Genomic DNA, 12,160 nt, shown 5'->3' with positions numbered 1-12,160 from the left:
CGGACAAAGGCAGACCGAAACAGACAGGAAACCATCATGACACCTCAGCAGATCGCCCTCGTGCAGCAAAGCTTTTCCAAGGTCGCGCCGATTTCCGAAGCAGCTTCGCAGCTGTTCTACGACCGCTTGTTCGAAGTGGCGCCGTCCGTGCGTGCGATGTTTCCCGAGGACATGACCGAGCAGCGCAAGAAGCTGATGGGCATGCTGGCTGCTGTCGTCAGCGGCCTGTCGAATCTCGAGACGATTCTTCCCGCGGCCTCGGCGCTCGCCAAGCGTCACGTCGCCTATGGCGCCAAGGCCGAGCACTATCCCGTGGTCGGCGCGACCTTGCTCTGGACCCTGGAGAAGGGCCTCGGCGAGGCCTGGACGGGCGAACTCGCAACCGCCTGGACCGACGCCTATGGCGTGCTGTCCGGCTACATGATTTCCGAGGCCTACGGCGCACAGTCGCAGGCCGCCGAATAGGAGATGCCTTGTGAGTGAACCGCTGGTCATCGTCGGTAACGGTATGGCGGCCGCGCGTCTGGTCGATGAACTCGCCAAGACTGCGCTCGGCCGCTACGCGGTTGCCGTTATCGGCGATGAGCCGCGGCTCGCTTACAATCGCGTGCTGCTCTCCTCCGTGCTGGCCGGCGAGACCGGCTCGCACGAGATTGAGCTCCGCCCGGCGGACTGGTGGCGCCATCGCGGTGTCACCGTGCGCTATGGCTATCGCGTCACCGAGATCGACACTGGCCGCCGCGAGCTCAAGATCGCCGGCGAAGAGAGCATGGAATATTCCAAGCTTGTGCTCGCCACGGGATCGACGCCGCTGCGGCTCAACGTGCCGGGCGCCGATCTCGCCGGTGTCCATACCTTTCGCGACACGCGCGATGTCGACCTGTTGCTGACGCTGGCGGCCGCGAAGAAGCGGGTCGTCGTGGTTGGCGGCGGCCTGCTCGGGCTTGAGGCAGCCTACGGCCTGGCGAAAGCCGGCGCGCCCGTGACGCTACTCCATCTGATGGACCGGCTGATGGAGCGCCAGCTCGATGCGCCGGCCGCCGATCTGCTCAAGACGCTGGTCGAGCGCAAGGGCATCCGCATTATGCTCAATGCCTCGACCGCCCGCATCCATGGCGAGCGCCATGTCGAGGCCGTCGAGCTTGCCGATGGTAGCCGCATCGAGGCCGACGCCGTGATCTTCGCCGCCGGCATCAGGCCCAACATTGCGCTGGCCAAGGAGGCCGGCATTGCGGTCAACCGCGGCGTCGTCGTCAATGACGAGATGCAAACCGCATCGCCCGACATTTACGCGCTCGGCGAGTGCGCGGAGCATCGCGGCACCTGCTACGGCCTGGTCGAGCCGGCTTATGAGCAGGCGCGCGTCTTGGCGCGGCATCTCGGCGGCCGACCCGCCGCCTATCAGGGCAGCGTGGTCTCGACCAACCTCAAGGTCTCCGGCGTCAGCGTGTTTTCCGCCGGCGACTTCATGGGCGGCGAGGGCAGCGAGAGCCTCGTGCTGACCGACCGCTGGCGCGGTACCTACAAGAAGCTTGTCATTGCCGACGGATGCCTCACCGGCGCCGTCCTGATCGGCGATACCACGGATGCGCTCTGGTATCTCGAGCTGATCCGCACTCGCGAGAAGATCGCCGGGATTCGCGCGGACATGATGTTCGGCCGCGCGCTCGCGTTTCCGTCCAAGGCGGCGTGAAGGAGACGGCTTGACATGACGGCGATCGACCCCAGCCTCCGCACCACCAAGACGACCTGTCCCTATTGCGGCGTCGGCTGCGGCGTGCTCGCAACGCCCGACGGCGCGGGTGGCGCTGCGATTGCGGGTGATCCCGATCATCCCGCGAATTTCGGCCGGCTGTGCTCGAAAGGCTCTGCGCTCGGTGAGACCGTCGGGCTCGAGAGCCGGCTGCTGTATCCGATGATCCGCTGCAAGGGCGTGCTGGAGCGCGTTGCCTGGAGCGATGCGCTCGATCACGTCGCCCATCGGATGCAGCACATCGTCGCGCGCGACGGTGCCGATGCGGTCGCGTTCTATCTTTCGGGCCAGCTCCTCACCGAGGATTATTACGTCGCCAACAAGCTGATGAAGGGCTTTGTCGGCACCGCCAATGTCGACACCAATTCGCGGCTCTGCATGTCGTCCTCGGTCGCCGGCCACCGCCGTGCCTTCGGCGCCGACACCGTGCCGGGCTGCTACGAGGATCTCGACCAGGCCGATCTGCTCGTTTTCGTCGGCTCGAATGCCGCCTGGTGCCACCCGGTGCTGTTCCAGCGCATGGTGAAGAACCGGCAGGAGCGCGGCGCGCGCATGATCGTGATTGATCCGCGCCGCACCGATACCGCGAGCGACGTCGATCTGTTCCTCGGCCTCAAGCCCGGCACCGACACCGCGCTGTTCTCGGGCCTGTTCGTCCATCTGGCCGACAGCGGCGCACTGGATCAGGAGTATATCGCTCGGAACACGTCGGGCCTTGATGATGCGCTGGCGCGCGCGCGCAGCATCGCCGGCAGCGTCACCGCGACCGCGCTGGCGACCGGCCTCTCCGAGCAGGACGTCGCAGCCTTCTTCAGGATGTTCCGCGACACCGAGCGTGTCGTTACGCTCTATTCGCAGGGCGTCAACCAGTCGGCGCAGGGTACCGACAAGGTCAACGCGATCCTGAATTGCCATCTCGCGACGGGGCGCATCGGCAAGCTCGGTGCTTCGCCGTTCTCGCTCACCGGCCAGCCCAACGCGATGGGCGGCCGCGAGGTCGGCGGCCTCGCCAACCAGCTCGCGGCGCACATGAACTTCACGCCGCCCGACATCGACCGTGTCAGGCGGTTCTGGAAAGCGCCGCGCATCGCCACCCATGAAGGGCTGAAGGCGGTGCAGCTGTTCGAGGCGATCAACCGCGGCGAGGTCAAGGCGCTCTGGGTGATGGGCACCAATCCCGCGGTGTCGCTGCCCGATGCGGATTTCGTGCGCGAGGCGCTGAAGAAGCTCGAGCTGTTCGTGGTGTCCGAGAACGTGCTCTCCAACGACACGGTCGAGGCCGGCCCGCACGTGCTGCTGCCGGCGCTGGCCTGGGGCGAGAAGTCGGGCACGGTGACCAATTCCGAGCGCCGCATCTCCCGCCAGCGCTCGTTCCTCCGCGCACCCGGCGAGGCGCGCCCCGATTGGTGGATCCTCAGCGAGACCGCAAAACGCCTCGGCTTCGGCGACGGATTCAATTACAAATCCGCCGCCGAGATTTTCCGCGAGCATGCCGCGCTCTCGGCGTTCGAGAACAACGGCAGCCGCGATTTCGACATCGGCGCGCTGACGTCGCTGTCTGACGAGGACTTCGACGCCTTGAAGCCCGTGCAATGGCCGGCGCGCGAGGGCGAGGCGCCGGGCGAGCGCTTCTTCGCGACTGGCGGCTTCTTCACCAATGACGGCAAGGGCCGCTTCGTCGCGCCGGAGGTGCCGGCACTGCGCAGCGAGACAGGACCGTCGCGTCCCCTGCGGCTCAACACGGGACGCATCCGCGACCAGTGGCACACCATGACGCGTACGGGGCTGAGCAAGCGGCTCGGCGGACACCTGCCCGAGCCGTTTGTCGAGATCCATCCCGACGACGCCAATAAATACGGTATCGTCCATGACGGCTATGCCCGCATCGCCACCGATTACGGCCAGTGCATTTTGAAGGCCGTCGTCAGCGAGCGGCAGCAGCGCGGCACGCTGTTCGCGCCGATCCACTGGAGCGCGATGAATGCCTCGCACGGCCGCGTCGGTGCGCTGGTCGCGCCGTTCACGGATCCGTTCTCCGGACAGCCGGAGTCGAAGGCGACGCCGGCTGCGATCGCGCCGTATGAATACGTCTTCCGCGGCTTTGTGCTGTCGCGCAAGCAGCTCGATCTGCCGCCGAATCTGTTGTGGACCCGCGCGACCGTCGCCGGCGGCTTCGGCTATCTCTTCGCCGACAATGCGGATCTGTCGCGCTGGCCGGCCTGGCTCGATGGCCTCGCCGGCGACGACGTGGCCGAGTACCGCGATTTCGGCGGCGGCGTCTACCGCGCGGCCTCGTTCGCGGGCGATCGCATCGAGGCCTGCCTGTTCGTCGGCCCCGCGCATGATGCCGGCGACTGGGAGGTGGTGAAGAGCGTTTTCGCGGCCGATCATGTCACCGACGATCAGCGCCGCATGCTGCTATCAGGCAAATCCAGCGAAGGAGCCGCGGCGACCGGCCCGATCGTCTGCGCCTGCTTCGGCGTCGGCCGCGGCACCATCTGCGATACCATCGCGAGCGGTGCCCGCACCGCCGCCGAGATCGGAGCCAAGCTTAAGGCCGGCACCAATTGCGGCTCCTGCATCCCCGAGCTGAAGCGGCTGATTGCGACGACCGAGGTGGCCCCGGCGAAGCAGGTAAAGGTCGCGGGCGCGGCGAGCTAGGCCCAGCTCTCTCCATCGTCATTGCGAGCGCAGCGAAGCAATCCAGATTTCCTCCGCGGAGACAGTCTGGATTGCTTCGCTACGCTCGCAATGACGGTGTTGATGCAGCTGTACACGAATTTTTGCGATGACATCCGCAGCAATCGACGGCCGCGCCGTTGTGCCCTATCGTGCCTGCCGTCCAACACCTTGCTGTCGTCAGTGAACTGAACTCTTGAGCTCCGTGGTAGTTGCTTGGACGAGAGATCGGCATCGGAGACGAACATGAACGCAAAACCCTTCGGCAGGACCGGCGCCAATGTCTCCGTGATCGGGCAGGGCACCTGGTATCTCGACCATGGCGATCGCAAACGTGCGGTCGCGGCGCTGCAACGCGGGCTCGATCTCGGCATGACCCATATCGACACCGCGGAGATGTATGGCGATGCCGAGCTCGTCATTGCCGATGCGATCGCGGGCCGCCGGGATGACGTGTTCCTCGTGTCGAAGGTGCTGCCGAGCAACGCCTCGCGTCGCGGCACCATCACCGCTTGCGAGCGCTCGCTGAAGCGGCTGAAGACGGACCGTCTCGATTGCTATCTGCTGCACTGGCGTGGCTCGTATGACCTTGAAGACACCGTCGCCGCGTTCGAGGAACTGGTGAAGGCCGGCAAGATCAAGTCCTGGGGCGTCTCCAATTTCGACGCCGCCGATCTCGACGAGATCCTCGACGTTTCCGGCGAAGGCAAGATCGCCTGCAATCAGGTGCTCTATCATCTCAAGGAGCGCGCGATCGAGCACGCGGTGATCCCGTGGTGCGAGCGGCATGGCGTCGCGGTCGTCGCCTATTCGCCGTTCGGACACGATGATTTTCCCGATGAGCGCAGCAAGGGCGGCGCCGTGCTCGCGCGCATCGCGGCGGCGCGTCGCGCGACGCCGCGTCAGGTCGCGCTGAGCTTCCTCACCCGTGCGACTACGGTGTTCGCGATTCCCAAGGCGTCGTCCGCGGAACACGCCAGCGAAAATGCGGCCGCTGGCGATCTCGTGCTGACGAAAGAGGAGATTTCAGCGCTGGATGCGGCGTTTCCGCGCGGTCCGAAGCCACATGGCCTGCCTATGCTGTAGTGCACAAAAGCCTATTATTAATGGAGTATTGACACGCGCGGACGTGAGCGCATATCGGCATCCTGTTTTCGGAAGTTGTGAAAGCGGCGCATTTGTCGTTTTTTACGACCGTTCCCGAATCGTCGTTTTCCCAGGTTCCAGCCGTGACACCGCCGCCCGCCGCAGCCGCAAGGCTCGACAGTATTTCCATGCCCGTGCCGGAGAAGAAGCAGCAGACGCGCCGCGCGCCTGCGCGCGTCGATCATCCCTTCAAGGGCATCGCGCTGGTGTTGCTGTCGACGGTGTTTCTCGGCTGCTCCGACGTCACCGCGAAATATCTCTCGACGAGCCTGCCGTCGATCGAGATCACCTGGATCCGCTTCGTCACCTTCGCGTTGATGTTCACGCCGGTGATGCTGCCGGGCTCGCCGCTACATGCGATGCGCACCGAACGTCTCGGGCTGCAATTGATGCGCGGCGTCGCGCTGCTCGGCTCCTCGCTGTTCTTCATCACCGGCTTGCGTTTCCTCCCCATCGCAGAAGCCTCGGCCACCGGCTTCGTCTCGCCGCTGTTCGTCACCGCGCTGTCGATCATCTTCCTCAGCGAGAAGGTCGGCATGCGTCGCTGGATCGCGACCGCGATCGGGCTGATCGGTGTGATGATCATCCTGCGGCCGGGCTCGAGCGCGTTCCACATCGCTGCGTTCTTCCCGATCGTCTCGGCGTTCTGCTGGGCTGCCGCGCTGATCATGACGCGCTTGATGAGCGGGCGGGAAGCCGTGCTCACCACGATGGCGTATTCGGCTCTCACCGGCGTTGCGATCCTCAGCATCATGGTGCCGTTCGTCTGGGTCACGCCGACCTGGACGGGCATCGGGCTCGGCATCGTGATCGGTCTTGCCTCAACGATCGGCCAGTGGATCGTCGTGCTCGCCTATCGTTATGGCGATGCCTCGGTGCTGGCGCCGTTCTCCTACACGCAGCTGCTGTGGGTCAGCATTCTGGGCTTCTTCCTGTTCGGCGAGCTGCCTGATGTCTGGACCGTCACCGGCGCGGCCTTCATCGTCGCCAGCGGTCTCTACATCGCCCATCGCGAACGCATCCGCCGCGCCCAGCTGCTGGTGCTGGAAGAGCGTTCCCCGAACCCCTGACGCAAGTTCACACGTCCTGCTTCGTGCTATCAACGGCTCCAACGAACAGGGAGGAGCCGGATGCGCGCTGCGATTTTCAGGAATGGTGAGATTGTCGTCGACCGGATGGCCGAACCGAAGCCCGGCCCCGGCCAGGTGCTGGTCAAGACGCTTGCCTGCGGCATCTGCGGCTCCGACCTGCACGCGCGCCAGCACGCGCCGCGGATGGTGGAGATGGCGAAGAAGACCGGGCGAACGCCGATGGATCTGTCGCGCGATGTCGTCTTTGGCCACGAGTTCTGCTGCGAGATCGTCGACTATGGCCCCGGCACCGCGCGCAAGCTCAAGCCCGGCACGCATGTGTGCTCGCTGCCCGCCCTGCTGACGCCGGAAGGCATCAAGGGCATCGGCTATTCCAACGACTTTGTCGGCGGCTATGCGGAAGCGATGCTGCTCAGCGAGCCGTTGCTGCTGGAGGTGCCGAACGGCCTTGCGCCGGAACACGCCGCGTTGACCGAGCCGCTCGCGGTCGGCGTTCACGCCGTGGCAAAGGCCAATATCGGTGGCGGCGAAGTGCCGCTCGTGATCGGCTGCGGCCCGGTCGGCCTCGCGGTGATCGCAGCTCTGAAGATCAAGGGGCTGCATCCGATTGTCGCGGCCGACTATTCGCCGGCGCGCCGCGCGCTCGCAGCTCAGCTCGGCGCAGATATCGTCGTCGATCCCCTGACGTCGCAGCCCTATGCGACCTGGGCCGAGCACGCGCAGATGTCGGAGGCGGAGAAGGCGGCGCGGCCGCCGCTCCAGGCCATGCTGCCGGCGCTGAAGCCCGCGGTCATCTTCGAATGCGTCGGTGTGCCCGGCCTGCTGCAGCAGGTGTTCGAAGGCGCGCCGCGCGATGCCAGGATCGTCGTGGTCGGCGTCTGCATGGAGAGCGACAGATGCGAGCCTATGCTCGGCATCATGAAGGAGCTCAACGTCCAGTACGTGCTCGGCTACACGCCGGAGGAGTTTTCGGGGTCGCTGCGCCTGATCGCCGAAGGGCAGGTGGATGCGGCGGCGATGGTGACGGCGGAAGTGGGCATCGACGGCGTCGCCAAGGCGTTCGCCGATCTCGCCAATCCCGAGGCGCACACCAAGATCATCGTGCAGCCGTGGCGATAACGGTGTCGTAGGGTGGGCAAGGGCGCAAAGCGCCGTGCCCACCATGCGTCCACGTCCGTGGTAAGAATGGTGGGCACGCTACGCTTTGCCCACCCTACGAGACCTTCGTCAGTATTTCGAAGGCACGTACATCTCCGGCGGGATCGGACCGCGGTGATAGTCGGGATTGCGCACGCGCGGCGGCAGCACCACCGGAGCGCGACCAACTTCCTGATAGGGGATCTGGCTCAAGAGATGCGCAATGCAGTTGAGGCGCGCGCGCTTCTTGTCGACGGCGTCGACGATCCACCATGGCGAGTCCGGCAGATGCGTGTGCTCCAGCATCGTCTCCTTGGCCTTGGTGTACGCCTCCCAGCGGCTGCGGGCCTCGACGTCCATCGGGCTCAGCTTCCACTGCTTCAAGGGATCCTTGATGCGCATGGTGAAGCGGAACTGCTGCTCGTCGTCAGTGATGGAGAACCAGTATTTGACCAGGATGATGCCGGAGCGGATCAGCATCCGTTCGAACTCCGGCACCGTCTGGAAGAACTCCTGGTACTGCTCGTCGGTGCAGAAGCCCATCACGCGTTCGACGCCGGCGCGGTTGTACCAGCTGCGGTCGAACAGCACCATCTCCCCGCCGGCCGGCAGGTGCGACACATAGCGCTGGAAATACCATTGCGTGCGCTCGCGCTCGCTCGGCGCCGGAAGCGCCGCGACGCGGCAGATGCGGGGATTGAGGCGCTGGGTGATGCGCTTGATGACGCCGCCCTTGCCGGCGGAGTCGCGGCCTTCGAACAGCACGACGACCTTCTTCTTCTCGCTCTGCACCCAGTCCTGGAGCTTGACCAGCTCGGCTTGAAGCCGGAGCAGCTCCCGGAAATAGAGCCGGCGATCGACCGTCGGGTTGAGAACGTCGGTCTCGTCCAGCAACTCGTCGAGCCTGGAGTCGTCCAGCTCCATCTCCAGCTCCTCGTCGAGATCGTCGGCCATCTCCTGGATGATGCGCTCGCGCTTGGCGGTCTGGGAGGTGCGGTCGGATGCAGTCATGGGTCTCTCTCTCGGGCCAAGGATGCCTGTCGCCCGCGACCATCGACGGGGTTTATTGCGTCCATGTGACACCGGTGGCTGGCAGGGGCCGTCAGACCGGCAGCGCGATCGAATATTTGACCTGGCTGAGCGCAAAGCTCGACTCGATCGAGGCGATGCCGTCGAGCCGGGTCAGCTTGGTCTTGAGGAAGATCTCGTAGGAGGCAAGGTCGGCCGCCACCACGCGCAGGAGGTAGTCGCGGTTGCCGGTCATCAGATAGCATTCCAGCACCTCGTCCCATTTCGATATTGCGCGGGCAAAGCGGTTGAGGTCTTCCTCCTTCTGCCGCGCGAGCTTGATCGAGATGAAGACGCTGACATGCAGCCCCAGCGCTTTCTGGTCAACGGTTGCGATGTAGCGCGAGATGACCCCGCGCTCCTCCAGGAGCTTGACCCGGCGATGGCAGGGCGAGACCGAGAGCCCGACCTTGTCGGCAAGCTCCTGCATGGTCAGTCGGCTGTCGGTCTGGAGAGAGCTGAGGATTTTGCGGTCGATGGCGTCGAGCTCGGGCATTGGAATGGAACCTACGTTTGGCTGGCTGTCATTGGTAAACTATCCCAATATTTGAGCGCACGGCGCGAAAAATTGAGAAGTTTGGCGCCGCCCGCAGGCGTATCATCTTCCGACCTGTTTTCCGGGAGCATTGCCATGCCCGTTGATTCCGCCCGTCTCGACACATTGACCGCGCTGGCCCGCAAGGCGCTGTGGCTGTCGTCATGGACCATCCACCATGCCAACCACGTCCGGTCGAACACGGATGGACTGAAGGTCGGCGGACATCAGGCCTCATCGGCCTCGCTCGCCACCATCATGTCGGCGCTGTATTTTAGCGTGTTGCGGCCTGAGGACCGCGTCGCGGTGAAGCCGCATGCGAGCCCGGTGTTCCACGCCATCCAGTATCTGTTCGGCCGGCAGAGCCGCGAGAAACTGGAGAATTTTCGCGGCTTCAAGGGCGCGCAGTCCTATCCCTCGCGCACCAAGGACGTCGACGACGTCGATTTCTCGACCGGCTCGGTCGGCCTCGGCGTCGCGCAGACGCTGTTCGCCTCGCTGGTGCAGGACTACGTCAAGGCGCATGGCTGGATGAAGGATCGCCGCGAGGGGCGGATGATCGCGCTGGTCGGCGACGCCGAGATGGACGAGGGCAACATCTTCGAAGCGCTGGCCGAAGGCTGGAAGCACGGCCTGCGCAACACCTGGTGGGTGGTCGACTACAACCGCCAGTCGCTCGATGCCGTGGTGCGCGAAGGTCTCTGGGAAAAGTTCGAGACCATGTTCCGCAATTTCGGCTGGGACGTGATCATCGTGAAATACGGTCGCCTGATGCGCGAGGCCTTTGCCGAGCCCGGCGGCGAGGCGTTGAAGCGCTGGATCGACAATTGCCCGAACGCGCTCTATGCGGCGCTGTGCTTCCAGGGCGGCGCGTCCTTTCGCAAGCATTTGCATGACGAGATCGGCGACCAGGGGCCGATCACGAAGCTGATCGACAAGCGCAGCGACGACGAGCTCTTGGCGCTGATGTCGAATCTCGGCGGCCACGACATGGCGAGCATGCTGGAGGCGTTCGAGTCCATCGATCACGATCGCCCGGTCTGCTTCATCGCATACACCATCAAGGGTGTCGGCCTGCCGTTCCAGGGCCACAAGGACAATCACGCCGGCCTGATGACGGTCGCGCAGATGGAGAAATATCGCGAGAGCCAGAACATCCGCCCCGGCCACGAATGGGACAAGTACGAAGGCCTCACGCAAAGTGCCGCCGAGCTCGACGCCTTCCTCGCGCGCGTGCCGTTCAACAAGGACGGCCGTCGGCTGACGGCGCCCGTCGTCGAGGTGCCGCAGCAGCTGGCGTTCAAACCCTCGCCGCAGATGTCGACGCAGCAGGGCTTTGGCCTCGTGCTGAACGAGATCGCGCGCGGCGACAGCGAGCTGGCACAACGGATCGTCACGACCTCGCCCGATGTCACGGTCTCGACCAATCTCGGTCCGTGGGTGAACCGGCGTGGCCTGTTCGCGCGCGGTGAGAAGGCGGATTTATTCCGCAGCGAAAAAATTCCGTCCACCTTCAATTGGGACTTCTCGCCCAAGGGACAGCATCTCGAGCTCGGCATCGCCGAGATGAACCTGTTCATCATGCTCTCGGCGCTCGGCCTGTCGCACCAGATCAACGGCGCGCGGCTGTTGCCGGTCGGCACGCTCTACGATCCCTTCATCGAGCGCGGTCTCGATGCGCTGAATTACGCCTGCTACCAGGATGCACGCTTCATGGTGGCGGCGACGCCGTCAGGCATCACGCTCGCGCCGGAGGGCGGTGCGCACCAGTCGATCGCGACGCCGCTGATCGGCATGGCGCAGGACGGGCTCGCCTCGTTCGAGCCGGCCTTTGTCGACGAGCTCGCCGTGATCATGGGGTGGGGCTTTGAGCACATGCAGCGCGATCCCGGCGAGGGCGGTTCCGTGTACCTGCGGCTCTCGACGCGCTCGATCGAGCAGGCGCAGCGGATCATGACGCCGGAGCTGCAGCAGGGCATTACCGATGGCGCCTACTGGCTGCGCAAGCCGGGCCCCAATGCCGAACTCGTGATCGCCTATACCGGCGCGGTCGCGCCCGAAGCGATCGAGGCGACCGGCTTCATCGGCGAGAGCCGGCGCGACATCGGCCTGCTTGCGGTCACCTCGGCGGATCGCCTGCACTCGGGGTGGACCGCCGCGCGAAAATTGCGGCGCGACCGGCGCGGCGTGCAGCACCTCAGCCACGTCGAAAAACTGCTGGCGCCACTGCCGCGCGATTGCGGCATCGTGACTGTGATCGACGGCCATCCGTCGGCGCTCGGCTGGCTCGGCAGCGTCCGCGGCCACCGCGTCGAGGCGCTTGGCGTCGAGCAGTTCGGGCAGACCGGCACCATCGCGGACCTTTATCGGCACTATGGCATCGATGCGAATGCGATCATCGATGCGGCGGAAAGCCTCACCACCGGCGCGCCGGTGCTACATCGCAAGATGGCGGTGTAGTCGACGTAACCCGGTCGCATGGGCCCCGGCTCTGCAGCGCATCACTGAAGAGGTGCTGCGCTGCGTCCGGGGCACGAGAATGGTTCGGCGGATGCGATCTCGTGTCCCGGACGCGGCGCGACATGAAATGTCGCGACGCAGAGCCGGGACCCATGGCGCTTGCTTCAATCGAACGCACGCACCATATTCCGCGCGTCCGCCGCAGCGCTGGCCCCGCATATGGCGGGTTCAATTGCCGGCGCTTTCGTGCAAGGATGCCTGCCGAAACGCCCCCTCCAAGCCCCAAGAAGA

At 65.1% G+C, this 12,160-nt stretch carries 9 protein-coding genes; 7 read left to right on the top strand and 2 right to left on the bottom strand.

Translation table 11 applies throughout. From position 1 onward, the window contains the following. The first annotated feature begins 36 nt into the window (after positions 1–36). From FXB38_RS01390 to FXB38_RS01360, 6 genes are all read left to right on the top strand, one after another. Positions 37–465, top strand: a complete 429-nt coding sequence (locus FXB38_RS01390) for a globin family protein (RefSeq protein WP_148748993.1) — start codon at positions 37–39, stop codon at positions 463–465. A gap of 10 nt (positions 466–475) precedes the next feature. Next, the gene (locus FXB38_RS01385; protein ID WP_148748992.1) at positions 476–1,693 is read left to right on the top strand and encodes an NAD(P)/FAD-dependent oxidoreductase; all 1,218 of its coding nucleotides are present in this window, start codon (positions 476–478) and stop codon (positions 1,691–1,693) included. Between the two features lie 15 nt (positions 1,694–1,708). Further along, entirely contained in the window at positions 1,709–4,414 is a 2,706-nt protein-coding gene (locus FXB38_RS01380; protein WP_148748991.1) for a nitrate reductase, read from the top strand. A 264-nt stretch (positions 4,415–4,678) separates the two neighbouring features. Further along, entirely contained in the window at positions 4,679–5,518 is an 840-nt protein-coding gene (locus tag FXB38_RS01370) for an aldo/keto reductase (RefSeq protein ID WP_148748989.1), read from the top strand. 188 nt (positions 5,519–5,706) lie between these two features. Then, positions 5,707–6,648 (top strand): DMT family transporter, encoded by a 942-nt coding sequence (locus FXB38_RS01365; RefSeq protein WP_187434601.1) that lies wholly within the window; start codon positions 5,707–5,709, stop codon positions 6,646–6,648. A 60-nt stretch (positions 6,649–6,708) separates the two neighbouring features. Continuing rightward, positions 6,709–7,788: a zinc-binding dehydrogenase gene (locus FXB38_RS01360; RefSeq protein ID WP_148748987.1), complete on the top strand. Its 1,080-nt coding sequence runs from the start codon at positions 6,709–6,711 to the stop codon at positions 7,786–7,788. Positions 7,789–7,896: 108 nt separating this feature from the next. On the opposite strand, the gene ppk2 is transcribed toward FXB38_RS01360, so the two are convergent. Continuing rightward, positions 7,897–8,817, bottom strand: coding sequence for a polyphosphate kinase 2 (ppk2, locus tag FXB38_RS01355; RefSeq protein ID WP_187434594.1), 921 nt, complete (start codon positions 8,815–8,817; stop codon positions 7,897–7,899). Between the two features lie 91 nt (positions 8,818–8,908). Then, positions 8,909–9,370 (bottom strand): Lrp/AsnC family transcriptional regulator, encoded by a 462-nt coding sequence (locus tag FXB38_RS01350; RefSeq protein WP_148748985.1) that lies wholly within the window; start codon positions 9,368–9,370, stop codon positions 8,909–8,911. Between the two features lie 135 nt (positions 9,371–9,505). Between FXB38_RS01350 and FXB38_RS01345 the strand changes: the two genes are divergently transcribed. After that, on the top strand, positions 9,506–11,869 hold the full coding sequence (locus FXB38_RS01345; RefSeq protein WP_148748984.1) for a transketolase: 2,364 nt from the start codon (positions 9,506–9,508) through the stop codon (positions 11,867–11,869). Positions 11,870–12,160: the final 291 nt, after the last annotated feature.

The sequence above is a fragment of the Bradyrhizobium cytisi genome (assembly GCF_008123515.1).
GTDB classification, from domain to species: Bacteria; Pseudomonadota; Alphaproteobacteria; order Rhizobiales; family Xanthobacteraceae; genus Bradyrhizobium; species Bradyrhizobium cytisi.
This window is presented reverse-complemented; position numbering and strand designations above follow the sequence as displayed.

Coding starts and splice junctions, on each gene's coding strand:
- FXB38_RS01390 (WP_148748993.1), top strand. CDS start 37: ATGACACCTCAGCAGATCGCCCTCGTGCAGCAAAGCTTTTCCAAGGTC.
- FXB38_RS01380 (WP_148748991.1), top strand. CDS start 1,709: ATGACGGCGATCGACCCCAGCCTCCGCACCACCAAGACGACCTGTCCC.
- FXB38_RS01370 (WP_148748989.1), top strand. CDS start 4,679: ATGAACGCAAAACCCTTCGGCAGGACCGGCGCCAATGTCTCCGTGATC.
- FXB38_RS01365 (WP_187434601.1), top strand. CDS start 5,707: ATGCCCGTGCCGGAGAAGAAGCAGCAGACGCGCCGCGCGCCTGCGCGC.
- FXB38_RS01360 (WP_148748987.1), top strand. CDS start 6,709: ATGCGCGCTGCGATTTTCAGGAATGGTGAGATTGTCGTCGACCGGATG.
- ppk2 (WP_187434594.1), bottom strand. CDS start 8,817: ATGACTGCATCCGACCGCACCTCCCAGACCGCCAAGCGCGAGCGCATC.
- FXB38_RS01350 (WP_148748985.1), bottom strand. CDS start 9,370: ATGCCCGAGCTCGACGCCATCGACCGCAAAATCCTCAGCTCTCTCCAG.
- FXB38_RS01345 (WP_148748984.1), top strand. CDS start 9,506: ATGCCCGTTGATTCCGCCCGTCTCGACACATTGACCGCGCTGGCCCGC.